Genomic DNA, 25,394 nt, shown 5'->3' with positions numbered 1-25,394 from the left:
GAATACGGAGGTGAGGAAAATGTCAGGAGAAGTTCTCTCCCAAAATGAAATAGATGCACTGCTTTCTGCAATATCAACAGGTGAAATGGACGCTGAAGAGCTGAAAAAAGAAGAAAAAGAGAAGAAAGTCAAGGTTTATGATTTCAAACGTGCGCTGCGGTTTTCTAAGGATCAGATCCGCAGTTTAACGAGAATTCATGACAATTTTGCAAGACTTCTTACCACTCATTTTTCTGCTCAGCTCAGAACCTATATTCACATATCTGTCAGTTCTGTTGACCAGGTCCCGTATGAGGAATTTATCAGATCGATCCCGAACATGACGATTCTGAATCTATTTGATGTCCATCCGATGGAAGGCAGAATTATGATGGAGGTCAACCCCACGATAGCTTATACGATGATGGATCGGGTCATGGGCGGGATTGGAATCAGTCATAACAAGGTTGACAGTTTGACAGAAATTGAAACAAAAATCATTTCTAATTTATTTGAAAATGCACTGGGTAATTATAAAGAAGCTTGGCAGTCAATTGCTGATATTGAACCGGAAATGACTGAGTTTGAAGTGAATCCGCAATTTGTTCAGATGGTATCTCCTAATGAAACAGTCGTGGTGATCTCGCTCAATACTCAAATTGGTGAAATCAGCGGTGTCATTAATCTCTGTATCCCGCATATCGTACTCGAGCCGCTCATACCGAAGCTTTCAGTCCACTATTGGATGCAATCAGACCGAAATGAGCCAAAGCCTGAGGAAACAAAGTCGCTTGAAAAACGTATCATGACAGCACAAATACCTGTCGTGGCCGAGCTCGGCACATCTGAACTGACGATAGAAGAGTTTTTAAGTTTAGAAGTCGGAGACTGCATAACTTTGGACAAATCAGTCACGGATCCTCTTACTGTATTGGTCGGAGATAAGCCGAAATTTTTAGGACAAGCCGGCCGGGTGAATCGAAAACAGGCAGTGCAAATTTTAGATCACGACATAAGAGGTGAACAAGATGGAGAATAATAGATTATCTCAAGATGAGATTGACGCGCTTCTTAACGGTACTGGCAGCACGCTTGATGAGCCAGAGGTTCCGGAAGTAGATGACTTATCGGAAATGGAGCGTGATGCGATCGGTGAAATCGGTAATATTTCATTCGGCAGTTCTGCGACAGCACTTTCAACGCTTTTAAATCAAAAGGTCGATATTACGACTCCAAGCGTAACGGTCATTCCAAGAAGTAAAATCAGCGATGCGTTTCCTGAACCGTATGTAGCGATTGAAGTGAATTATACGGAGGGCTTCAGCGGAAGCAACCTGTTAGTCGTGGAACAAAGTGACGCGGCGATCATTGCTGACTTAATGATCGGGGGAGACGGAAAAGGTGCGGACCCTTCACTGGGTGAAATCCATTTAAGTGCGGTTCAAGAAGCAATGAACCAAATGATGGGATCGGCTGCCACATCAATGTCTACTGTATTCAGTAAAAAAATTGATATTTCACCTCCTCGGGTTGAATTGTTGGATGTTACTGAAGAAAAGGGTACAGACCGTATTCCTGATGATGAAATGCTGGTGAAAGTTTCTTTCAACTTAAAGGTGGGAGAATTAATAGACTCCAGCATTATGCAGCTTTACCCATTGACATTTGCGAAAGATTTAATTTCAAGCCTTATGAACTCAGAAAGTGCAGAGGAAGAAGAAACGGTGCAGCCTGAAGTTACATACGAACAGCCGAAAGAGCCTGTGACGCCAGAGCCGCGTATTGAACCGAAGCAACAGCAGCAGCCGCCAAAAAGGCAGGGAACAGCAAAAAAAGCAGCGCCAGTTCAGGTTTCACCGGTGGAATTTTCCGCGTTTGATCCAAACGAAGCTGTACAAGCCCCTATTCATAATCTGGATATGCTTTTGGATATCCCGCTTTCGATTACTGTTGAGCTTGGCAGAACGAAGAGAAGCGTAAAAGAGATTTTAGAGCTTTCTGCCGGAAGTATTATCGAGCTTGATAAATTAGCTGGTGAGCCTGTAGATATTTTAGTTAATCAGCGTATCGTTGCCAAAGGCGAGGTCGTTGTCATTGAAGAAAACTTCGGAGTAAGAGTCACTGACATTTTAAGCCAGGCAGAGCGCATTAATAATTTAAAATAACGAAACACAAGGAGAGAGATAGATTATGGCACATAGAATTTTAATTGTAGATGACGCAGCATTTATGAGAATGATGATTAAAGATATTTTAGTTAAAAATGGTTTTGAAGTTGTGGCGGAAGCTGAAAATGGAGCACAAGCGGTAGAGAAATATAAAGAGCATTCACCTGACCTTGTTACTATGGATATCACGATGCCAGAAATGGATGGTATTACAGCATTAAAAGAAATTAAACAAATTGATGCGCAGGCAAGAATCATCATGTGTTCTGCTATGGGACAGCAATCAATGGTTATTGATGCCATTCAGGCCGGCGCTAAGGATTTCATTGTGAAACCTTTCCAAGCTGACCGTGTGCTTGAAGCAATCAACAAAACATTAAGTTAAAGGGTGTACGACTGTTGAAAAAGAGTCAATATTTTATCGTTTTTATTTGTTTTTTCGTTTTATTGAGTGTACATCCGATTGCTGCTGCCGCGGCAGACTCTGATAATTCAACTGTAAACGAATGGTTTCAAAAGAAAGATGAAAAAACTGCAGATCAATCAGAGCAAAAGAAAGAAAAAACAACAAAAACTGCTGATGAGACGGAGGGAGCGGCTGCTCCTTCTGTCTCAGCTTTTGATTTTGTAAAGATGATTTTCGCTTTATTGTTTGTTATCGTGCTGATTTACGGGCTAGTTAAGCTCATGAACAAAAGAAATCGGCTCCTAAAGCCTTTTCAATATGTTGAAAATATTGGCGGCACATCGGTCGGCCAGAACAGATCCATACAATTGATCAAGGTCGGGAAAAGTGTGCTCGTCGTCGGTGTAGGAGAGACGATCCAGCTGCTGAAAGAAATTGAGGATGAAAAAGAGATTGAAGTCATTCTCAGTCAGCATGAAGAGGCAATGTCAAGCAAAATAGAGTGGCAAAAGTTTGTGAAGCCGCATAAGAGTTCTGAACATCAGCCGCAGCAAAAACTGCCTTCATTTTCAAAAGCATTAAAAGAGCAACTTGAAGAGTTAAAACAAAACCGTTCTGAAGGAAAGAAGAAAGGCCCACGTCATCATGAATGAGTTTATAAATATTTTCAGTTCAAGCGATCCGGAAAACGTAAGTTCAACTGTTAAATTACTATTATTGTTAACTGTATTTTCAGTGGCGCCTGGAATATTGATTCTTATGACTTGTTTTACTCGCATCGTCATTGTTCTGTCATTTGTCAGAACTTCACTTGCGACGCAATCTATGCCCCCAAACCAGGTTCTTATCGGGCTTGCGCTGTTTTTAACATTTTTTATTATGGCTCCTACTTTTTCAGAAATTAATAAAGAAGCGCTGACCCCATTAATGGACAACAAAATCAGCTTGGATGAAGCGTATACGAAAGCTGAGGAACCGATTAAAGAATTTATGAGTAAACACACAAGGCAGAAGGATCTGGCGCTGTTTATGAATTACGCGAAAATGGATAAACCTGAATCATTAAAGGATATTCCGTTAACAACAATGGTTCCGGCTTTTGCCATATCGGAGCTTAAAACAGCATTTCAAATAGGTTTTATGATTTTTATCCCTTTTTTAATTATAGATATGGTAGTGGCGAGCGTCTTGATGTCAATGGGGATGATGATGCTGCCTCCAGTTATGATTTCTCTGCCCTTTAAAATATTACTTTTTGTTTTGGTAGACGGCTGGTATTTAATTGTGAAATCTTTGCTTCAGAGCTTTTAGGGTAGGTGCTAAACGTGAGTTCAGAATTTGTAATTTCTATGGCGGAAAAAGCCGTATACGTAACGCTGATGATCAGCGGGCCATTATTGGCTATTGCTTTACTGGTCGGTTTAATTGTCAGCATATTTCAGGCGACAACTCAAATCCAGGAACAGACTTTGGCGTTTATTCCGAAAATCGTGGCGGTTCTCCTGGCTCTCATTTTTTTTGGTCCGTGGATGCTGTCGACGATTCTTTCATTTACAACAGAGCTGTTTTCTAATTTAAATCGTTTTGCAGGGTAATGTAGAGATGAATTCAATTATTGACTTATTTCCTGCTTTTTTATTGGTTTTTATTAGAATCTCTGCTTTTTTTGTAACAATTCCGCTATTTGGACATCGAAATGTGCCAGCTGTTCATCGCATAGGTTTTGCTTTTTTTCTTGCGGTCATTTGTTTCAGCACCATTGATAAACCGCCCTCTTTGGAGATAGATGAGCACTATATGCTTTTGGCGTTTAAAGAAGCTTTGGTCGGCCTATGTCTGGGTTTAATTGCTTATATGATGATTGCCGCAGTGCAGATTGCCGGCTCGTTTATTGATTTTCAAATGGGATTTTCAATAGCAAACGTTATTGATCCGCAAACCGGTGCACAAAGTCCGTTGATTGGCCAGTTTATCTATACGATGGCACTTTTGTTTATGCTGAGTGTCAATGCCCACCATTTGTTGCTGGATGGTATTTACTACAGCTTTCAGTATATTTCAGTTGATCAGGCATTTCCGAATTTCGGCGATGAAAAGTTTGCCTATTTTATTGCGAAAAGCTTTAATGCAATGTTTATTATCGCTTTTCAAATGTCAGCGCCGGTTGTGGCCAGCTTGTTTCTAGTTGATTTAGCATTAGGTATCGTGGCTCGAACTGTTCCGCAGTTAAATGTATTTGTGGTCGGTCTGCCTTTAAAGATCGCTGTCAGTTTCATCATGCTCATTGTATGTATGTCCGTTATCTTCGTCGTTGTCCGGAATGTTTTCAGTTTAACGATTGAAACGATGCGGAATCTTTTAGCATTGGTCGGTGTTTCTTAATGAAGCTTAGAGTTGACCTGCAGTTTTTTGCGGGAGAGAAGACAGAAAAAGCCACTCCGAAAAAACGGAAGGATACGCGAAAAAAAGGGCAGGTAGCCAAAAGCTCGGATGTCAATACCGCCGTTTCTTTACTGGTAATATTCCTTTCGCTTATTGCAATTGGTCCGTATATGAGAGACAGGCTGCTGTCATTCATAGAAACATTTTATACCGAATCGCTCACAATGAAGCTCTCAGAATCAAATGTGCATACATTGTTTGTCAGCTTATTAAAGGATATGGGCATAATACTCGCACCGATTTTGCTTGTTGCTCTTGTTGCAGGAGTCGTAAGCAACTATATGCAGGTTGGGTTCTTATTTTCTGCTGAAGTGATACAGCCTAAGCTTGAAAAACTGGATCCGATCAAAGGCTTTAAACGAATATACAGTATGAGGGCGATTGTAGAGCTGATTAAATCAATTTTGAAAATCGTAGTCGTCGGTTTTGCGGCTTTTGCTGTGCTTTGGCTGCATTATGGAGAAATTCTCCGGCTTCCTCTCCTGACACCCGAAGAGGCACTATCTTTCGTTTCAAAACTCACTTTGTGGATGGGACTGAGCGGTGCAGGCGCTTTATTAATTCTTGCTGGTCTTGACTATTTATATCAGAGATTTGATTATGAGAAAAATATCAAAATGTCAAAACAAGATATAAAAGACGAGTACAAAAAATCTGAAGGTGACCCGATTATTAAGTCTAAAATTAAACAAAGACAGCGGGAAATGGCGATGAGGCGGATGATGCAGGAAGTTCCAAAAGCAGATGTCATTATCACAAACCCGACTCACTATGCGATTGCTTTGAAATATGATGAAGAAAAAATGGACGCTCCTTATATTGTTGCAAAAGGTGTCGACCACCTGGCGTTAAAAATCAGGAAAATTGCTAAAGAGCATGATGTCATGATGGTAGAAAACAGACCGCTTGCCCGTGCGTTATATGATCAGGTGGAAATTGACCAGGCAGTGCCGGAAGAATTTTTTAAAGTTTTAGCAGAAATTCTGGCTTACGTATATAAAACAAAACAAAAAGTATATTGAATTTTTCGATTTAAAAGGAGAGAAAAAACAGCATGTCAACAAGAGATTTATCCGTTTTAATAAGTGTTGTCCTCATTGTGGCGATGCTGGTGATTCCATTTCCTCCATGGCTGTTAAGTATTTTGATCATTATTAATATTTCTCTTGCGTTGATCGTGCTTCTCACCACAATGAATATGCAGGAAGCGCTTCAGTTTTCGATTTTTCCGTCACTGTTGCTGCTTTTGACCCTATTTCGTTTGGGCTTGAACGTCTCAACTACCCGTTCAATTCTTTCACACGGTGAAGGAGGGAAAGTCGTCGAGACTTTCGGAAATTTCGTTGTCGGCGGAAATGTATTAGTTGGACTCGTTGTATTCATCATCCTTATTATTATTCAGTTTATCGTCATTACAAAAGGTGCTGAACGTGTTTCCGAGGTTGCAGCAAGGTTTACGCTGGACGCAATGCCGGGGAAGCAGATGAGTATTGATGCTGATTTAAACGCAGGGATGATTACCGAACAGGAAGCGAAGCATCGCCGCGAAAAAGTGGCAAGAGAAGCAGACTTTTATGGAGCAATGGACGGTGCCAGTAAATTTGTAAAAGGTGACGCCATTGCCGGAATCATCATTGTGATGATCAATATTATTTTCGGAATCGTGATCGGAATGCTTCAGCAGGGCATGTCCATTCAAGAGGCTGCTTCACACTTTACGATGCTGACTGTAGGGGATGGAATTGTTTCGCAAATCCCGGCACTGTTAATTTCTACGGCTACGGGTATTGTGGTCACAAGAGCTGCCTCTGAAGGAAACTTAGGGCATGACATTACAGGCCAGCTGTTTGCGTATCCAAAGCTTTTATACGTCGCAGCAGCTACGATCATGCTTTTAGGTATTTTCACTCCGATCGGCATCCTTCTGACGGGGCCGCTTGCGGGATTGCTTGCTTTTGGCGCATATACACTATCTAAATCAGGTAAGGAAAAAGAAGAAGTGGATGAGATTCTTGAGGAAGAGGCTGAGGTGGACGAGCTTAAAAGCCCTGAAAGTGTTGTTCAGCTTCTGCATATAGATCCGATAGAATTTGAGTTTGGATATGGCCTGATACCGCTTGCTGATGCCAATCAAGGCGGTGATTTATTAGACCGAATTGTTATGATACGCCGTCAGTTGGCTTTGGAACTCGGGCTTGTCATTCCTGTCGTGCGAATCAGAGATAATATAGCGTTGCAGCCTAATGAATACCGATTGAAAATTAAAGGAAACGAAGTAGCAAAAGGCGAGCTGTTGCTTGATCATTATTTAGCGATGTCGCCTACTCCTGAGGACGATCTCATTGAAGGGATTGAAACAGTGGAGCCTTCATTCGGGCTGCCGGCTAAATGGATTAGCGAAGCGGTAAAGGATGAAGCCGATATGCTTGGTTATACAGTAGTTGATCCTGCATCAGTCGTTTCAACGCATATTACGGAGAAAATTAAGCAGCATGCCCACGAATTGATCGGAAGGCAGGAGACAAAACAGCTGATCGATCACTTGAAAGACACGTATCCAGTCCTGGTTGAAGAGGTTACGCCGAATCCATTGTCTGTCGGTGATATTCAGAAAGTGCTTGCTAAGCTTTTAAAAGAAAAAGTTTCAATTCGAAACTTAGTAACGATTTTTGAAACACTTGCTGACTATGGGAAATTAACAACAGATTCTGATCTCTTGACAGAGTATACAAGACAAGCGCTTGCTAAACAAATTACAGCCCAGTTTGCCAAAGAAAATGAAGTGTTGAAGGTTGTTACTTGTTCCGGCCGTGTAGAAAAAGCAATAGCAGACGGTGTGCAGCAGACGGAACACGGGAACTATTTATCACTTGAACCAGATATTTCAGAAAGTATAGTGCGCTCTGTCGCTAAAGAAGCTGAACAGCTCTCATTACGTCAGGAAACCGCGATTCTTCTTTGCTCGCCGCCTGTCAGAATGTATGTGAAGCAGCTTCTGGAACGGTACTTCCCTGATCTTCCGGTACTCTCTTATAACGAACTTGAGGCGAATGTTGAGGTACAAAGCATTGGAGTGGTGGATATTTAATGAAAATAAAAAAATTTACTGCTGCTTCAATGCAAGAAGCGGCACTTCTCATCAGAAAAGAGTTAGGTAATGAAGCGGTCATATTAAATTCAAAAAAAATTAAAAAGCGAAAATGGTTTGGCCTCGTCAACAAGCCTGCTGTTGAAGTAATCGCTGTATTGGATCAGGACTTTCTTGAGAAAAAAACGCCTCAGAAGGCAGCTGAACCGAAACAAACATTAAAAACTCCGGTCAGCAGTCCGAAAATAGAGGAGAGAACATATCCCCCTCAAATTCCGGCGCAACAGGAGCTAGGTGATTTTTCAGCATATCAATCTGTACTTCCTGAGCCGCTGCGAAAAGCAGAAAAGCTTTTGCAAGAAACAGGGATCAAAGAGTCTACGAAAACGAACACTCTGAAAAAATTGCTTCGCTTCTCTGTTGAAGCAGGCGGCTTGACTGAAGAAAATGTTGTCGGCAAACTTCAGGAAATACTATGCGATATGCTGCCCTCAGCAGACAAGTGGCAGGAGCCAATTCATTCAAAATATATCGTTCTCTTTGGTTCAACAGGGGCTGGTAAAACAACTACACTGGCTAAACTCGCAGCCATATCTATGCTTGAAAAACATAAAAAAATCGCTTTTATTACAACAGATACGTATCGTATTGCAGCTGTTGAACAGTTGAAAACATACGCTGAACTGCTGCAGGCTCCTCTGGAAGTTTGCTATACAAAAGAAGAATTTCAGCAGGCGAAGGAGTTATTTTCTGAGTATGATCATGTGTTTGTTGATACAGCCGGAAGAAACTTCAAGGACCCGCAATACATTGATGAACTGAAAGAAACGATTCCTTTTGAGAGCAGCATTCAGTCATTTCTTGTTTTATCCGCGACTGCAAAATATGAAGATATGAAGCATATTGTCAAACGGTTTTCATCCGTCCCTGTCAATCAGTATATTTTTACGAAAATAGATGAAACGACTTCCTTAGGTTCTGTATTTAATATACTGGCAGAATCAAAAATAGGTGTCGGGTTTATGACAAACGGACAGAATGTGCCTGAGGATATACAGACTGTATCTCCACTTGGTTTTGTGAGGATGCTGTGCAGATGAACAGATATGACCAAGCAGCAACTTTACGGGCGAAAATGGAAAAACGTGAGCGCGTTCTGCCAATGGTTTATTCACAAAAAGCGAAGACACTTGCTGTCATCAGCGGCAAGGGCGGTGTCGGAAAATCCAATATTACCTTAAATATGGCACTTGCGCTGCAGGATAAAGGTAAGAAGGTGCTGCTCATCGACCTTGATATCGGGATGGGGAACATTGATATATTAATAGGAAATTCATCGTCTGCCACGATAATTGATGTTTTAACCGATCGTAAGCCTTTGCTCCAGTCATTATCCATTGGCCCAAAGGGTTTGCGGTATATATCAGGGGGAACCGGTCTTGATGTGATGTTTCAGCTCGATCAGAGAAAATGGACGTTTTTTGCCAATGAACTTTCTCATGCATTAAGCCAGTTCGATTATGTGCTGTTTGATATGGGAGCGGGCTTATCAAAAGATCAACTGCCTTTTATTTTATCAGCAGAAGATATTTTGATTATAACAACTCCCGAGCCGACGGCCATTATGGACGCATACAGCGCTGTCAAGCACTTGGTTTTGACAGAAAATAAGCTTTCAATGAAGGTGGCTGTCAATCGGTGCCGTGACCAAAAGGAAGGGCTTGACGCTTTTGCCCGCCTCTCCCGTACAATTCATATGTTTTTGGATGTTCAGGTTCAGTTTGCCGGTTCCGTTTCTGACGATGTGATCGTGAGCAAAGCGGTTGTCGAACAGGTTCCTTTTTTCATAAAAAGCCCTCAGGCAAAAGCCAGCCGGTCAGTCCGTATTTTAGCGGACGCCTTGTTTGGAAGAGAAGAAACGAGACACAAAGAAGACAAACAGACATTTATTGAGAAATTATCTTCTTTTTTAATGAGGAGGGCTTAATTTGATTCGTGTGCTTGTAGTTGATGATTCAGCTTTTATGAGAAAAATGATAAGTGATTTTCTGACCGAGGAAAAGCAGATAGAAGTAATCGGAACTGCGAGAAACGGAGAAGAAGCGCTTAAGAAGATTGAATTATTAAAACCGGATGTTATTACTCTTGATGTTGAAATGCCGGTCATGAATGGGACAGATACGCTCCGCAAAATTATTGAGATTTATAACTTGCCGGTCATTATGGTGTCTAGCCAGACCGAGAAAGGTAAAGAATGCACAATTAATTGTTTGGAGATCGGTGCCTTTGACTTTATCACAAAGCCATCAGGCTCAATATCTCTGGATCTATACAAAATTAAAGAACAATTAGTTGAGCGTGTCGTCGCGGCAGGACTTTCCGGCAAGCGGAAACGTCCTGTTTCCCAGACAGTTCGGCCCGAACCTATTGTGCGTGCTGTCGTTAAGCCTGAATTAAGCAAACCGAAACCTGGCACGGGCAGACAAATTGTGTGTATCGGCACATCAACAGGCGGTCCACGAGCGTTACAAAAGGTGATACCGAAGCTCCCTAAAGATTTGAACGCACCAGTGGTTGTCGTTCAGCACATGCCTGAGGGGTTTACTGCTTCTTTGGCTGATCGGCTGAATCATTTATCTGACATTCAGGTAAAAGAAGCAAAAGATGGTGAAGCAGCTCTTAACGGCTGTGTTTACATAGCACCGGGCGGAAAAAACATATCCGTTATTAAAAACAGCGAAGGACTCCAGGTTGTGCTTGATAACCATGACACACCAAGCCGTCATAAACCATCTGCTGATTATTTATTCCGTTCTGTCGGGAAACTGACAGATTATGAAAAAGTAGCGGTTATCATGACCGGAATGGGCAGTGACGGCACTGCTGGGCTAAAGGACATGCTAACAGCCGGCAATGTGAAAGCCATTGCGGAGTCTGAAGAATCTTGTGTCGTATACGGGATGCCAAAAGCTGCTGTTAAAGCGGGTCTCATTCATGAGATTAAACATGTGGAAGATATCGCAGCATCCATCACAAGCTGTGTGAAAAAAGAGAGGGTGTGATTCAAATGGATATGAATCAGTATTTAGATGTCTTTATTGATGAGAGTAAAGAACATTTACAAACATGTAATGAAAAGCTTCTTCTTTTAGAGAAAGACCCGACTGATCTTCAGCTCGTACATGATATATTCAGGGCTGCCCATACATTAAAAGGAATGAGCGCAACGATGGGCTACACGGATTTAGCACATCTTACCCATCTGCTTGAAAACGTGCTGGATGCAATCCGAAACGGAGACATGGAAGTCACCTCAGACTGGCTGGATATTTTGTTTGAAGCTCTGGATCACCTGGAAGCAATGGTTCAGTCTATTATTGATGGCGGGGATGGTAAAAGAGATATCTCAGAAGTGAGTGCCAAGCTTGATGTGAATGGTGCGCACGCTGAATCCGCTGCCTCCGCTGAACCTGCAGAAGCACAGAGTTCAGCATCTGATTGGGAATATGATGAATTTGAACGCACAGTTATACAAGAAGCGGAGGAGCAAGGCTTCAAACGATATGAAATTAAGATTTCTCTGAACGAAAACTGTATGTTAAAAGCAGTTCGTGTCTATATGGTGTTTGAAAAACTAAATGAAGTCGGAGAAGTAGCCAAAACAATTCCAAGTGCTGAAGTGCTTGAAACAGAAGATTTTGGAACTGACTTTCAAGTTTGTTTCTTAACACATCAATCAGCGGAAGACATTGAACAATTAATCAATGGCGTGTCGGAAATTGAGCATGTTGAAGTCATTCAAGGGGCTCCTTTAACATCAGCTGAAAAGCCTGAAGAATCTAAGCAAGAAGATTCACCAGCAGCAGCTGTACCTGCGAAGCAGGAGAAACAAAAACAGCCTGCTAAAAACGATGAACAGGCGAAGCATTCAGCCGGCGGATCTAAAACAATTCGTGTCAACATTGACAGGCTTGATTCTTTAATGAACTTATTTGAAGAGCTTGTCATTGACCGCGGGCGTCTCGAGCAGATTGCGAAAGAGCTTGAGCACAATGAACTGACTGAAACGGTTGAAAGAATGACGAGAATTTCCGGAGATTTGCAATCGATTATTCTGAATATGAGAATGGTCCCGGTTGAAACCGTTTTTAACAGATTCCCGAGAATGATTCGCCAGCTTCAGAAAGAGCTGAATAAAAAAATTGAACTCTCGATCATCGGTGCGGAAACTGAACTGGATCGTACAGTAATTGATGAAATCGGAGATCCACTCGTTCACTTGATCAGAAACAGTATTGACCATGGTATCGAGGCGCCGGAAACACGTTTGCAAAAGGGAAAACCGGAATCAGGAAAAGTTGTGCTTAAAGCTTATCACAGCGGCAACCATGTCTTTATCGAAGTAGAGGATGACGGCGCAGGCCTTAATCGAAAAAAAATTCTGGAAAAAGCGCTTGAGCGCGGGGTCATAACGGAAAAAGAAGCTGAAACCTTAGAAGACAACCAAATTTACGAATTGATTTTTGCTCCGGGGTTCTCAACTGCTGACCAAATTTCTGATATTTCCGGCCGCGGTGTAGGACTTGACGTTGTAAAAAACAAACTGGAGTCTCTTGGCGGTTCAGTCAGTGTGAAATCAGCCGAGGGTCAAGGCTCTCTATTCAGCATCCAGCTGCCGCTTACCTTGTCTATTATTTCAGTTCTGCTGATTAAGTTGGAAGAAGAGACATTTGCCATTCCGATTTCTTCAATCATTGAGACAGCAGTTATTGACAGAAAAGACATTTTGCAAACGCATGACCGTGAAGTGATTGACTTTAGAGGGCATATTGTCCCTGTCGTTTATTTAAAAGAAGAGTTTAAAATAGAAGATACAAGAAAAGATGCGGAACAGCTCCATATCATTGTCGTGAAAAAAGGCGACAAACCTACTGCATTTGTGGTGGACTCCTTTATTGGCCAGCAGGAAGTTGTGCTGAAATCACTCGGAGATTATTTAACAAACGTCTTTGCAATTTCCGGAGCTACTATTTTAGGAGACGGAGAAGTAGCGCTCATTATTGATTGTAATGCACTGATTATTTAACCATTCGAGGAGGTGTCTCACATGACTGCAGAAATTAAAACAGGCGAAAAAATGATAGTCTTTATGGTAAATGGCAAAGAATATGCCATTTCCGTCACTCAGGTGAAATCAATTGAAAAATGGCAAAAGCCAACGAGGGTACCTGGCGTCGAACCATATATTTGCGGGGTAATCAATTTACGCGGGGTGGTGACTCCGGTTATTGATTTAAGAAAACGCCTGAATTTGCCAGAGTATGAAATTACCGATGAAACACGAATTATCATTATTGCTTATCGTGATATTGAAGTCGGCTGGATTGTGGATGAAGCGAACGATGTGATTACCGTACACGAAAGTGAAATAGAATCTGCTCCAGAAGGCGTTCAGAAAGATACGGATGTGTCGATCGAACAGATTGTGAAACAAGAGAACAGACTCTTAAATATTATTGATGCGAACGCGGTTTTGGATAAAGAATCATCTCAGTCCGCTGTGCCCGATCAAGCTTAATCTTAAAGGGGTTATGACATGAGTATTTTTAATGGAATCAAAGAAGAGCAGATGGACATTTTGCGGGAAGTCGGCAATATAGGCGCCGGCCACTCCGCCTCTGCAATGGCCCAGCTGTTAAATAGAAAGATAGATATGGAAGTCCCATTTGCAAAGCTGCTGTCTTTTGATGAGCTTGTTGATTTTTTCGGCGGCGCCGATGTCCCGGTTGCCAGCATCTTTTTAAGAATGGAAGGCGATTTAACGGGTTCAATGTTCTTTATAATGCCTTTTTTTCAGGCGGAGCAGTTTATCAGAGAGCTGATTGGAAACCCCGATTTTGACATAGAGGACTTAGGTGAAGACCACATGAGCTCATCCGCTTTGCATGAACTGGGCAATATTTTAGCGGGGTCATATTTAACAGCTTTGGCGGATTTGACGAAACTCCAGCTCTATCCAAGTGTTCCTGAAGTCTCATTGGACATGTTCGGAGCTGTGATCAGCGAAGGGCTGATGGAGCTCAGTCAGGTTGGAGAACACGCCATTGTTGTCGACACGTCAATTTTTGACCAAAGCCATCAGCAGGAGCTGAAAGCGCATATGTTTATGCTGCCGGACTATGATTCATTTGAAAAGCTCTTTGTCGCTTTAGGTGCATCATTATGAGTACAACTGAGGCTGTTGTTATAAAGGTTGGGATTGCTGACGTGAAGATCGCCCGCTTCCCGGATACCATCCGGACCTCTGGTTTGGGCTCATGTGTGGGGCTGGTGCTTTATGATAAAGAAAAGCAAACGGCGGGTCTTGTTCATGTCATGCTTCCGGATTCGACGTTATCGAAAACTGCCGAGCTCAACCGGGCTAAGTACGCTGACACCGCCGTACAGACCACGATTGATATGCTGATAGAAGCGGGATGCCGGAAATTTGCATTAAAAGCAAAGCTGGCCGGCGGATCAGAGATGTTTAAATTTAAATCGACAAATGATTTGATGAAGATCGGACCGAGAAATGTATTAGCGATAAAAGAACAGCTGTCTTTATTTAATATTCCTATTATTAGTGAAGATACGGGCGGCTCAAGCGGCCGGACAATAGAATTTGAACCGAAGTCCTGCATGCTGCATATTCGAACTGTTAAACAAGGTGAAAAAACGATTTAATTAAGGTATTAGGGGGATAACAATGCAATCCTTGAATTATGAAGATCAGGTGCTTTGGACGCGCTGGAAAGAGTGGAAAGATCCTAAAGCCGGTGACGACTTAATGCGCCGTTACATGCCGCTTGTCACATATCATGTAGGCAGAATTTCTGTCGGACTGCCGAAATCAGTGCATAAAGACGATCTTATGAGCCTTGGTATGCTTGGTTTATATGATGCCCTTGAAAAATTTGACCCCAGCCGGGACTTAAAATTTGATACCTACGCCTCGTTTAGAATTCGCGGCGCAATCATAGACGGGCTTCGCAAAGAAGATTGGCTGCCCAGAACCTCGCGCGAAAAAACAAAAAAGGTTGAAGCAGCAATTGAAAAGCTTGAACAGCGGTATCTTCGCAATGTATCGCCCGCGGAAATTGCAGAGGAACTCGGAATGACGGTACAGGATGTCGTGTCAACAATGAATGAAGGTTTTTTTGCAAATCTGCTGTCAATTGATGAAAAGCTCCATGATCAAGATGACGGGGAAAACATTCAAGTCATGATCAGAGATGACAAAAATGTTCCGCCTGAAGAAAAGATTATGAAGGATGAACTGGTTGCACAGCTTGCGGAAAAAATTCACGAACTCTCTGAAAAAGAACAGCTGGTTGTCAGTTTGTTCTACAAAGAGGAGTTGACACTGACAGAAATCGGACAAGTATTAAATCTTTCTACGTCCCGCATATCTCAGATCCATTCAAAGGCATTATTTAAATTAAAGAATCTGCTGGAAAAAGTGATACAATAATGAATTTCATGGTTAGCGAGTGAAAAACATGTCAACACTATTATGGCTTTTAAGCTTTACGCTCCACGGCGTTCTTCTGTACGCTGTCATTATCCTGTATACGAGGCTCGCTGCAGTGAAAGAAACAGAAAAACAGCAAAAACAGATACTTGAAGAGACGGAAAACACCTTGGCGGCATTTCTGCTTGAATTAAAAGAAGAAAATGAGAAACTGATAGAAAATAAAGCTTCATCTGCAAGTCAATCAGATGAAGAATCCCAAAAGCCAGGCCTTCAGACCTCTGAAACATATCAAGAGCGGGATCCAGTCCAAGAGGCAGAGAATCTTCCTGAACATATTGAAGGTCTGATTACAGAGGTTGACCGTCGGGAAGAGATCGTAAACAGTGAGGTCCAATCATTTGAAGACCAGGTCATAGAATTATATGAACAGGGATATTCGGCAAGTCAAATTGCCCAGAAAATGAAGAGCGGAAAGACAGAAATCGAGCTATTTTTAAAATTTCGCTCCAAAGGTGTAAAGGATTCTTGATTGTCGGATAAAGCTGTGTTATATTATGTCTTGGTGTTAAATACACACGCTTAACGATTTATGCAGAGGGTGCTGCAGGCGGCAGTTCTGCACAAAAATGACCTAAGCGGAGGAAAAAAACCATTATATTAGGAGGAAATAACATGTCAGTCATTTCTATGAAGCAATTGCTTGAAGCTGGTGTTCACTTCGGTCACCAAACACGCCGTTGGAACCCAAAAATGAAGCGTTACATTTTCACGGAGCGTAACGGAATCTACATCATTGACCTTCAAAAAACAGTCAAAAAAGTAGAGGAAGCTTACAACTTCACTAAAAATCTTGCTGCTGAAGGCGGAAAAATCCTTTTCGTCGGAACAAAAAAACAAGCTCAAGATTCTGTTAAAGAAGAAGCTCAACGCTCTGGCATGTACTATGTCAACCAACGCTGGTTGGGCGGTACATTAACAAACTTTGAAACAATCCAAAAACGTATTAAACGTCTTAAAGACATTGAAAAAATGCAAGAAAACGGTACGTTTGATGTACTTCCTAAAAAAGAAGTCGTTCAATTGAAAAAAGAATTAGAACGTCTTGAAAAATTCCTAGGCGGAATTAAAGATATGAAGGATCTTCCTGATGCATTATTCATCATCGATCCTCGCAAAGAGCGCATCGCTGTTGCGGAAGCTCGCAAATTAAACATCCCTATCATCGGTATCGTAGATACTAACTGTGATCCAGATGAAATCGATGTTGTTATCCCAGCGAACGATGACGCTATCCGCGCTGTTAAACTTCTAACTTCTAAAATGGCAGATGCAATCTTAGAAGCGAAGCAAGGCGAAGAAGAAGCGGAAGTTGCTGAAGAAACTGCACCAGAAACAGAAACAACAACTGCGTAACCTATTCAAAAGGTGATAAGAGGGACTGCCTTTTATCACCTTTTTTCAAGAAAAATGTGTAATATACATACTCTTGTTTAAACATATAAGGAGGAATACAAATGGCAATTACTGCACAGCAAGTAAAAGAACTGCGTGAAAAAACTGGCGCGGGCATGATGGATTGTAAAAAAGCGTTAACTGAAACTGACGGAGATATGGACAAAGCAATTGACCTTTTAAGAGAAAAAGGGATTGCAAAAGCAGCGAAAAAAGCTGACCGTATCGCAGCAGAAGGTTCTACTCTTATTAAAACTGACGGCAACAAAGGCGTTATCCTAGAAGTAAACTCTGAAACTGATTTCGTTGCGAAAAACGAAGGCTTCAAAGAGCTTCTTAACACTTTAGCTGACCACCTTCTTGCAAACACGCCAGCAGATGTTGAAGAAGCAATGGGTCAAAAAATGGAAAATGGCTCAACTGTTGAAGAGTACATCACAAGCGCAGTTGCTAAAATCGGTGAGAAAATCACTCTTCGCCGCTTTACAGTTCTTACAAAAGACGACAGCTCTGCATTCGGTGCCTACCTTCACATGGGCGGCCGCATCGGTGTATTAACTGTTCTCAACGGTACAACTGATGAAGAAACTGCGAAAGATATCGCAATGCACGTTGCTGCGGTTAACCCTCGTTACATTTCTCGTGATCAAGTATCTGAAGAAGAAACAAATCATGAGCGTCAAATCTTAACTCAGCAAGCCCTCCAAGAAGGCAAACCTGAAAACATCGTAGCGAAAATGGTTGAAGGCCGTCTGAACAAATTCTTCGAAGAAATTTGTCTATTAGACCAAGCGTTCGTTAAAAACCCAGATGAAAAAGTGAAACAAGTTATTGCAGCGAAAAACGCTACTGTTCAAACTTTTGTCCGCTATGAAGTTGGAGAAGGCATCGAAAAACGTCAAGAAAACTTTGCTGAAGAAGTAATGAACCAAGTGAAAAAATAATGGTGAAAAGATTTCGCGGCTAAGTCGCGTCTTTTCAGGCAGTATAGGGGACACATTTTGTGTTCCCTATTTTTAAAACTATATTTACAAACCTTTTTTTCTCTTGCATAATAGAAAACGGCAATGTTTACACTTGGAGGTTATCATGGAAAAACCAAAATACAAACGTATCGTATTAAAGCTTAGCGGGGAAGCATTGGCAGGAGAACAGGGAAATGGAATTAACCCGACTGTCATTCAATCCATTGCAAAGCAAGTGAAGGAAATCGCTGAGCTTGAAGTCGAAGTGGCTGTTGTAGTAGGCGGCGGCAACTTATGGCGCGGAAAAACAGGAAGTGATCTGGGCATGGACCGCGCGACTGCTGACTATATGGGAATGCTGGCGACAGTAATGAATTCGCTTGCTCTTCAAGACAGCTTGGAAACACTCGGAATCCAGTCCAGAGTGCAAACATCCATTGAAATGAGACAAGTTGCTGAACCGTACATAAGAAGAAAAGCGATACGCCACTTAGAGAAAAAACGTGTCGTTATTTTCGCTGCGGGTACAGGAAACCCATATTTCTCAACTGATACGACAGCTGCACTGCGGGCTGCTGAAATTGAGGCAGACGTTATTTTAATGGCTAAAAATAACGTTGACGGTGTGTATAATGCTGATCCTAGAAAAGATGAATCAGCTGTTAAGTATGAATCACTTTCTTATCTTGACGTTCTTAAAGACGGCCTGGAAGTCATGGATTCAACAGCTTCCTCTTTATGCATGGACAATGACATTCCGCTTATCGTCTTTTCTATTATGGAAGAAGGAAATATCAAACGTGCCGTTATCGGTGAATCAATCGGAACGATCGTGAGGGGGAAATAACGTGTCAAAAGAAGTATTAACTCAAACAAAAGAAAAAATGGAAAAAGCAATTGCTGCTTATCAGCGCGAATTGGCTACTGTACGCGCAGGCCGTGCAAATCCATCATTATTAGATAAAGTAACGGTTGAATATTACGGAGCGCAGACACCTTTAAATCAGTTGTCTTCTATTAACGTGCCTGAAGCTCGTATGCTCGTTATCACACCATACGACAAAACAGCAATTGGCGATATCGAAAAAGCGATTTTAAAAGCTGATTTAGGTCTTACACCAACAAGTGACGGCAATATGATTCGAATTGCAATTCCGGCACTAACAGAAGAGAGACGGAAAGAATTAGTGAAAGTTGTAAAAAAATACGCTGAAGAAGCAAAAGTCGCTGTTCGTAACGTTCGCCGTGATGCTAACGATGATCTCAAAAAACTTGAGAAAAACGGAGACATTACTGAGGATGAACTGCGTGCTTCCACTGAAGACGTTCAAAAACTGACAGATGAATATGTGTCAAAAATTGACAGTGTCACAAAAGACAAAGAAAAAGAAATCATGGAAGTTTAATGAAAAACTATGTACAATAGATAATAGTGAAAAGACCCTCTCATGTTTACAGGGGGTTTTTTTGTTAATACTGTTGATTACATTGATTATCAGCAGGGAATGTAACCTTTTTGGGTGACGGAGGAATCTCATGCTCAACATACTCAAAAATTGGAAGAATCAGCAAACAGCGGCTTCCAACTTAGAACGTTATACAAAAGAAGACATACTTAAGGGAGAAATTCCCGAACACATCGCCATTATCATGGATGGAAATGGCCGTTGGGCTAAAAAACGCTCTCTTCCCAGAATTGCAGGCCACCATGAAGGGATGAAGGTGGTAAAAAGGACCACGAAGCTCGCAAACGAATTAGGTGTCAAAGTACTGACATTGTATGCATTTTCAACAGAAAACTGGAAAAGACCGAAAATGGAAGTCGATTTTTTAATGAAGCTTCCGGAAGAATTTTTGAATACGTATCTTCCAGAGCTTGTTGAGGAAAATGTACAGGTTCGGATCATTGGGGATGAAACGGCTTTGCCGGCGCACACATTACGTGCGATTGAAAAAGCTGTACAGGACACGGCGCAAAACGACGGAATGATCCTTAATTTTGCTCTTAACTATGGAGGCCGTACTGAAATTGTCAGTGCTGCAAAATCACTCGCGGAAAAAGTGAAGGAAGGCTCTTTGAATATTGAAGACATTGATGAATCGCTTTTTTCTACTTATTTGATGACTGAATCTTTGCAGGATCCTGAACTTTTAATTCGAACGAGCGGCGAGATAAGGCTGAGTAATTTTATGCTATGGCAGGTTGCCTACAGTGAATTTGTCTTTACTGACGTCTTGTGGCCTGACTTTAAAGAAGATCACTTCTTGCAGGCGTTAGGAGAGTTTCAGCAGAGAGGCCGGAGGTTTGGCGGAATTTAGAGGATGGTGGACATGAAACAAAGAATTTTGACAGGTGTTCTGGCAGCAATTGTATTTTTATTTTTGGTTATTGTCGGGGAATTGCCGTTCACCATATTAATTTATGCTATGGGCAGTGTGGCGCTTTTTGAACTTTTACGGATGAAAAAGCTGAAGCTGGTTTCACTGCCGGGTTTGATCGGTCTTTTATTGTTGTGGATGTTCTTATTGCCAAGCCAGTATTCGTTTTTTGAAGCGGACGGAATTTCCAAAATGGAAATCGCTTTATTTGCGGTACTGCTATTGCTGACTTACACAGTGTTGGTCAAGAACACCTTTACTTTTGATGAAGTCGGGTTTATTACGCTTGCAGCAATTTACATCGGAATGTGTTTTCATTATTTTATCGAAATCAGAAATCTTGACCAATACGGATTAACATACATTTTTTATGCGTGTGTTGTCATTTGGTCCACCGATTCCGGTGCCTATTTTGTCGGTAAATCGCTTGGGAAGCGGAAACTGTGGCCTGAAATCAGTCCGAATAAAACAGTGGAAGGGTTTGCAGGCGGAATTGTCATCGCACTTGTATTGGCGACGATTTTTCAGCTTGTTGCACAACTTCCGATCCCGTATATCTATCTGCTGTTGATCACGCTGTTTTTGTCTGTTTTCGGACAACTTGGAGATTTAGTGGAATCCGCCTTGAAAAGACATTACGATGTAAAGGATTCTGGGAATATTCTTCCCGGGCATGGCGGTATATTAGACCGTTTTGACAGTTTCTTGTTTGTCATGCCTTTCTTGTACTTTCTGCTTGCCCTTTTTTCATAAAAAAGTCTAATATGAATATGAGACTGATCATGCAGCAATAAGAATAGGAGTAGTGGCAACTTTGAAAAATATTTGTCTTTTAGGAGCAACAGGATCAATCGGCGAACAGACTCTTGATGTACTGCGTGCACATCAAGATCAATTTCAGCTGGTATCTATGTCGTTTGGCAGAAATATTGATAAGGCCGTTCCAATGATTGAGGTCTTTCAGCCGAAGTTTGTCTCTGTCGGTGATCTGGATACATATCATAAATTAAAACAAATGTCTTTTTCTTTTGAATGCCAAATCGGGCTGGGAGAAGAAGGACTGATAGAAGCAGCAGTAATGGAGGAGGTTGACATTGTTGTCAACGCTTTGCTTGGAAGCGTCGGTCTTATCCCGACGTTAAAGGCAATTGAACAGAAAAAAACAATTGCGCTTGCAAATAAGGAAACTCTTGTCACTGCAGGGCATATAGTAAAAGAACATGCTAAGAAATATGATGTTCCGCTGCTGCCTGTTGACAGTGAGCATTCAGCCATTTTTCAAGCTCTTCAAGGCGAACAGGCTAAAAACATTGAACGCCTCATCATTACGGCATCCGGAGGAAGTTTTCGGGACAAGACACGGGAGGAGCTCGAATCAGTAACGGTTGAAGATGCATTAAAACATCCAAACTGGTCAATGGGTGCAAAAATTACAATTGATTCGGCTACAATGATGAATAAGGGATTAGAGGTGATCGAGGCACACTGGCTTTTCGATATACCTTATGAACAAATTGATGTGGTTTTACATAAGGAGAGCATCATCCATTCAATGGTTGAGTTCCATGATAAAAGTGTGATCGCACAGCTCGGAACTCCGGATATGAGAGTCCCCATTCAATATGCGCTCACTTATCCTGACCGATTGCCATTACCAGATGCGAAAAGGCTTGAATTATGGGAAATCGGCAGCCTTCATTTTGAGAAAGCTGATTTTGACAGGTTCCGATGCTTACAATTTGCTTTTGAATCAGGTAAAATAGGAGGAACAATGCCGACAGTGCTAAATGCGGCAAACGAAGTAGCTGTCGCTGCCTTTTTAGCTGGCAAGATACCGTTTTTGGCTATTGAAGACTGTATCGAAAAGGCACTAACCCGCCATCAATTACTGAAAAAACCGAGCCTGGCGGACATTCAAGAAGTGGACAAAGATACCCGGGGATACGTCAATTCAATACTCACATAAGGTGGTATGTTCGTGAATACAGTTATAGCGTTTATCATTATTTTCGGAACGCTCGTTTTCTTCCATGAACTGGGCCATTTATTGCTAGCCCAAAGAGCGGGAATTCTCTGCCGTGAATTTGCGATCGGCTTCGGTCCAAAGATTTTTTCTTTCAAAAAAAATGAAACAGTTTATACGATCAGGCTGCTTCCGGTCGGCGGATTTGTTCGTATGGCCGGCGAAGATCCGGAAATGATTGAGGTGAAACCCGGATACACGGTCGGGCTTCTGTTTAATAAGGAAGATCAAGTTGAGAAAGTCATCATCAATCAAAAGGAAAAATATCCGGATGCTTTAGTCATTGAAGTGGAAACAGCGGATCTAGAGCATGACATGAAGATCACCGGTTATGAACAGGGGAAAGAGGACGAACTTTCCAGCTTTACTGTCAGCGAAACATCCTTTTTTATTGTAGACGGAGAAGAAGTGCAGATTGCGCCGTATAATCGCCAATTTGGTTCCAAACCTGTGTGGCAGCGGATTAAAGCAATTGCTGCAGGGCCGATTATGAACTTTATTTTAGCTTACGTCATTTTAGTGATGCTTGGGCTGATTCAAGGCGTACCGTCAAATGAACCTATGCTCGGGCAGCTGACAGACAATGGACGGGCGGCTGAAGCAGGGCTAAAAGAAGGGGATTATATCCAAAGCATTAACGGAGAGAAAATGAGGTCTTGGACTGACATTGTCTCCGCTGTAAAAGAAAACCCGGAGAAAGAAATGGACGTTGCGGTAAAAAGAGATAACAAAACGCTTCATATTTCGGTGACTCCGGAAGCTGTTAAAGATGAGAACAAAAAAACAATCGGCCGTTTCGGTTCCTATGCGCCGACTGAAAAAGGCGTACTCTCAGCGGTTGCTTACGGCGCGACATCAACAGTTGACATTGGCAATCAAATCTTAGAAACGTTTGGTAATTTAGTAACAGGACAATTTAAAATAAATATGTTGGCGGGACCAGTTGGTATTTATGATATGACAGACCAAGTGGCGAAAACCGGGTTAGTTAATTTGGTTCGTTTCGCTGCGTTTTTAAGCATTAATCTTGGGATTGTCAACCTGCTTCCGATTCCGGCACTTGACGGAGGAAGACTGTTGTTTCTATTTATTGAAGCGATTCGGGGCAAACCGATTAACAGGGAAAAAGAAGCATTTGTTGTGTTTATCGGAGTAGCTTTCTTAATGCTTCTTATGCTGGTTGTCACATGGAACGATATCCAGCGGCTGTTTTTGTAAACGAAAAGTAAATCAATCAGAGGTGCGAAGAAATGAGACAAAGCTTGACGCTTATTCCTACGCTCCGTGAAGTTCCAGCTGATGCCGAAGCAAAAAGTCATCAGCTTCTTCTGAGAGCAGGATTTATCAGACAGAATACGAGCGGGGTATACAGCTATATGCCTCTTGCGTATAAGGTGATTCAAAACATTCAGCAGATTGTTCGAGAAGAAATGGAGAAAATTGATGCCGTAGAAATGCTCATGCCTGCGTTGCAGCAGGCAGAGACATGGCAGGAATCAGGCAGATGGTATACGTATGGTCCCGAACTGATGAGACTAAAAGACCGTCATGGCCGTGAATTTGCTTTAGGGGCAACGCATGAAGAGGTTATCACTTCGCTTGTTCGCGATGAGGTTAAATCTTATAAGCGTCTCCCTCTGACTCTTTATCAAATTCAGTCTAAGTTCAGAGATGAAAAACGTCCTCGCTTCGGTTTGTTAAGAGGCCGCGAATTTATTATGAAGGATGCGTACTCTTTCCATGCATCTGCAGAGAGCCTGGATGAAACGTATCAAAAAATGTACGAGGCCTATTCTAATATTTTTGCCCGCTGCGGCATTAATGTAAGACCTGTTATCGCTGATTCAGGCGCAATGGGAGGAAAGGATACGCACGAATTTATGGCACTTTCTGCGATCGGAGAGGATACGATTGCGTATTCTGATGAATCACAGTACGCGGCTAATATCGAGATGGCTGAAGTTCTTCACCAGGAAGTTCCTTCAGATGAAGAGCCTAAAGCTCTAGAGAAGGTTCATACGCCTAACGTGAAAACAATCGAAGAACTGACTGCGTTCTTACAGGTTTCGGCTGAAGCGTGCATTAAGTCAGTATTGTTTAAAGCTGATGACCGTTTTGTCTTAGTGCTTGTAAGAGGGGATCATGAAGTTAACGATATTAAAGTGAAAAACTTGCTTCATGCAGAAGTTGTAGAGCTTGCTACACATGAAGAGGTCATTCAGCAGCTCGGAACAGAGCCAGGTTTTGTAGGCCCTGTTGGTATTCATCAGGATGTGGAAGTATATGCCGATCAAGCTGTGAAAGCAATGGTTAATGCTGTTGCCGGGGCAAATGAAGGAGATCATCATTATAAAAATGTCAATGTGAATCGTGACGCGCAAATTAAAGAATTTGCTGATCTTCGTTTTATTAAAGAAGGTGATCCTTCACCAGACGGCAAGGGAACGATCCGTTTTGCTGAGGGAATCGAAGTCGGACAAGTCTTTAAGCTCGGAACACGCTATTCAGAAGCGATGAATGCGACATATTTAGATGAAAACGGACGCGCGCAGCCAATGCTGATGGGCTGTTACGGAATCGGTGTGTCAAGAACGCTTTCTGCTATTGCTGAACAGCATCACGACGAAAAAGGATTAATATGGCCAAAAAGCGTTGCCCCGTACGATCTTCATATTCTTGCATTGAACATGAAAAACGATGGGCAAAGAGAGCTTGCTGAAAAGCTGTATGCCGATTTAAAAGCGGAAGGCTATGAAGTGCTCTATGACGACCGTGCTGAGCGTGCCGGTGTAAAATTCGCTGATTCAGATCTAATCGGCCTTCCAATCCGCATCACTGTCGGAAAACGGGCTGACGAAGGAATCGTCGAAGTGAAAATTCGTCAAACTGGTGAGTCAACTGAGATTTCAGTAGACGAATTATCTGCGTTTATCAGCAAGCAGTAATCACCATAACGATTTATCAAAAAACATGTTAAAA

27 protein-coding genes are annotated in these 25,394 nt (G+C 42.0%); all 27 read left to right on the top strand.

Features of this window, described 5'->3' with window-relative positions; translation table 11 throughout:
* Window positions 1-19 precede the first annotated feature (19 nt).
* The gene (gene fliM, locus M1D94_RS12530) at window positions 20-1,018 is read left to right on the top strand and encodes a flagellar motor switch protein FliM (RefSeq protein WP_003220879.1); all 999 of its coding nucleotides are present in this window, start codon (window positions 20-22) and stop codon (window positions 1,016-1,018) included.
* Entirely contained in the window at window positions 1,008-2,144 is a 1,137-nt protein-coding gene (gene fliY / locus M1D94_RS12525; RefSeq protein WP_014479788.1) for a flagellar motor switch phosphatase FliY, read from the top strand. Before fliM ends, fliY begins: the two co-directional genes overlap by 11 nt.
* A 25-nt stretch (window positions 2,145-2,169) precedes the next feature.
* Complete coding sequence (gene cheY, locus M1D94_RS12520) at window positions 2,170-2,532, top strand: chemotaxis protein CheY (RefSeq protein WP_014476812.1); 363 nt, start codon at window positions 2,170-2,172, stop codon at window positions 2,530-2,532.
* A 14-nt stretch (window positions 2,533-2,546) separates the two neighbouring features.
* Window positions 2,547-3,206 (top strand): flagella biosynthesis regulatory protein FliZ, encoded by a 660-nt coding sequence (gene fliZ, locus M1D94_RS12515; RefSeq protein WP_038828244.1) that lies wholly within the window; start codon window positions 2,547-2,549, stop codon window positions 3,204-3,206.
* Window positions 3,199-3,864: a flagellar type III secretion system pore protein FliP gene (gene fliP, locus M1D94_RS12510; protein ID WP_003245692.1), complete on the top strand. Its 666-nt coding sequence runs from the start codon at window positions 3,199-3,201 to the stop codon at window positions 3,862-3,864. Before fliZ ends, fliP begins: the two co-directional genes overlap by 8 nt.
* A 14-nt stretch (window positions 3,865-3,878) precedes the next feature.
* Window positions 3,879-4,148 (top strand): flagellar biosynthesis protein FliQ, encoded by a 270-nt coding sequence (gene fliQ, locus M1D94_RS12505; protein ID WP_003220888.1) that lies wholly within the window; start codon window positions 3,879-3,881, stop codon window positions 4,146-4,148.
* Between the two features lie 7 nt (window positions 4,149-4,155).
* Complete coding sequence (gene fliR / locus M1D94_RS12500; RefSeq protein WP_003245510.1) at window positions 4,156-4,935, top strand: flagellar biosynthetic protein FliR; 780 nt, start codon at window positions 4,156-4,158, stop codon at window positions 4,933-4,935.
* Window positions 4,935-6,017 (top strand): flagellar biosynthesis protein FlhB, encoded by a 1,083-nt coding sequence (gene flhB / locus M1D94_RS12495; protein ID WP_014479790.1) that lies wholly within the window; start codon window positions 4,935-4,937, stop codon window positions 6,015-6,017. The genes fliR and flhB overlap by 1 nt, the downstream gene beginning before the upstream one ends.
* 32 nt (window positions 6,018-6,049) lie before the next feature.
* Complete coding sequence (flhA, locus tag M1D94_RS12490; RefSeq protein WP_043940115.1) at window positions 6,050-8,083, top strand: flagellar biosynthesis protein FlhA; 2,034 nt, start codon at window positions 6,050-6,052, stop codon at window positions 8,081-8,083.
* Window positions 8,083-9,183 (top strand): flagellar biosynthesis protein FlhF, encoded by a 1,101-nt coding sequence (gene flhF / locus M1D94_RS12485; RefSeq protein WP_003231945.1) that lies wholly within the window; start codon window positions 8,083-8,085, stop codon window positions 9,181-9,183. The genes flhA and flhF overlap by 1 nt, the downstream gene beginning before the upstream one ends.
* Window positions 9,174-10,070, top strand: a complete 897-nt coding sequence (gene flhG, locus M1D94_RS12480) for a flagellum location/number ATPase FlhG (RefSeq protein WP_072174242.1) — start codon at window positions 9,174-9,176, stop codon at window positions 10,068-10,070. The genes flhF and flhG overlap by 10 nt, the downstream gene beginning before the upstream one ends.
* A 1-nt stretch (window position 10,071) precedes the next feature.
* A complete protein-coding gene (gene cheB / locus M1D94_RS12475; RefSeq protein ID WP_003245823.1) occupies window positions 10,072-11,145 on the top strand; it encodes a protein-glutamate O-methylesterase CheB in 1,074 nt (357 codons plus the stop codon).
* Between the two features lie 5 nt (window positions 11,146-11,150).
* Complete coding sequence (gene cheA, locus M1D94_RS12470) at window positions 11,151-13,169, top strand: chemotaxis protein CheA (RefSeq protein WP_014476817.1); 2,019 nt, start codon at window positions 11,151-11,153, stop codon at window positions 13,167-13,169.
* Window positions 13,170-13,190: 21 nt separating this feature from the next.
* Complete coding sequence (cheW, locus tag M1D94_RS12465; protein WP_003231938.1) at window positions 13,191-13,661, top strand: chemotaxis protein CheW; 471 nt, start codon at window positions 13,191-13,193, stop codon at window positions 13,659-13,661.
* Between the two features lie 18 nt (window positions 13,662-13,679).
* The gene (cheC, locus tag M1D94_RS12460; protein WP_003231935.1) at window positions 13,680-14,309 is read left to right on the top strand and encodes a CheY-P phosphatase CheC; all 630 of its coding nucleotides are present in this window, start codon (window positions 13,680-13,682) and stop codon (window positions 14,307-14,309) included.
* A complete protein-coding gene (gene cheD, locus M1D94_RS12455) occupies window positions 14,306-14,806 on the top strand; it encodes a chemoreceptor glutamine deamidase CheD (RefSeq protein WP_003244852.1) in 501 nt (166 codons plus the stop codon). The genes cheC and cheD overlap by 4 nt, the downstream gene beginning before the upstream one ends.
* Window positions 14,807-14,828: 22 nt before the next feature.
* Window positions 14,829-15,593: an RNA polymerase sigma-28 factor SigD gene (gene sigD / locus M1D94_RS12450; protein WP_032725704.1), complete on the top strand. Its 765-nt coding sequence runs from the start codon at window positions 14,829-14,831 to the stop codon at window positions 15,591-15,593.
* Window positions 15,594-15,621: 28 nt separating this feature from the next.
* Window positions 15,622-16,125: a swarming motility protein SwrB gene (gene swrB, locus M1D94_RS12445; protein ID WP_038828246.1), complete on the top strand. Its 504-nt coding sequence runs from the start codon at window positions 15,622-15,624 to the stop codon at window positions 16,123-16,125.
* A 143-nt stretch (window positions 16,126-16,268) separates the two neighbouring features.
* Entirely contained in the window at window positions 16,269-17,009 is a 741-nt protein-coding gene (gene rpsB / locus M1D94_RS12440) for a 30S ribosomal protein S2 (RefSeq protein WP_003220918.1), read from the top strand.
* Between the two features lie 101 nt (window positions 17,010-17,110).
* Window positions 17,111-17,992 carry a translation elongation factor Ts gene (tsf, locus tag M1D94_RS12435; protein ID WP_003231929.1) on the top strand — a complete coding sequence of 294 codons (882 nt, stop codon included), beginning with the start codon at window positions 17,111-17,113 and terminating at the stop codon, window positions 17,990-17,992.
* A 145-nt stretch (window positions 17,993-18,137) separates the two neighbouring features.
* Window positions 18,138-18,860, top strand: coding sequence for a UMP kinase (gene pyrH / locus M1D94_RS12430; RefSeq protein ID WP_003220923.1), 723 nt, complete (start codon window positions 18,138-18,140; stop codon window positions 18,858-18,860).
* A 1-nt stretch (window position 18,861) separates the two neighbouring features.
* Window positions 18,862-19,419: a ribosome recycling factor gene (gene frr, locus M1D94_RS12425; protein WP_003231927.1), complete on the top strand. Its 558-nt coding sequence runs from the start codon at window positions 18,862-18,864 to the stop codon at window positions 19,417-19,419.
* Window positions 19,420-19,549: 130 nt separating this feature from the next.
* Window positions 19,550-20,332: an isoprenyl transferase gene (locus M1D94_RS12420; RefSeq protein WP_003231925.1), complete on the top strand. Its 783-nt coding sequence runs from the start codon at window positions 19,550-19,552 to the stop codon at window positions 20,330-20,332.
* Window positions 20,333-20,335: 3 nt separating this feature from the next.
* Window positions 20,336-21,145 (top strand): phosphatidate cytidylyltransferase, encoded by an 810-nt coding sequence (cdsA, locus tag M1D94_RS12415; RefSeq protein WP_072174243.1) that lies wholly within the window; start codon window positions 20,336-20,338, stop codon window positions 21,143-21,145.
* 61 nt (window positions 21,146-21,206) lie between these two features.
* Entirely contained in the window at window positions 21,207-22,358 is a 1,152-nt protein-coding gene (gene dxr, locus M1D94_RS12410; protein WP_003245155.1) for a 1-deoxy-D-xylulose-5-phosphate reductoisomerase, read from the top strand.
* A 6-nt stretch (window positions 22,359-22,364) separates the two neighbouring features.
* Window positions 22,365-23,633 (top strand): RIP metalloprotease RseP, encoded by a 1,269-nt coding sequence (gene rseP / locus M1D94_RS12405; protein WP_085186057.1) that lies wholly within the window; start codon window positions 22,365-22,367, stop codon window positions 23,631-23,633.
* 32 nt (window positions 23,634-23,665) lie between these two features.
* Window positions 23,666-25,360, top strand: coding sequence for a proline--tRNA ligase (gene proS / locus M1D94_RS12400; protein WP_003231918.1), 1,695 nt, complete (start codon window positions 23,666-23,668; stop codon window positions 25,358-25,360).
* Window positions 25,361-25,394: the final 34 nt, after the last annotated feature.

The organism is Bacillus sp. JZ109 (assembly GCF_053903135.1).
This window is presented reverse-complemented; position numbering and strand designations above follow the sequence as displayed.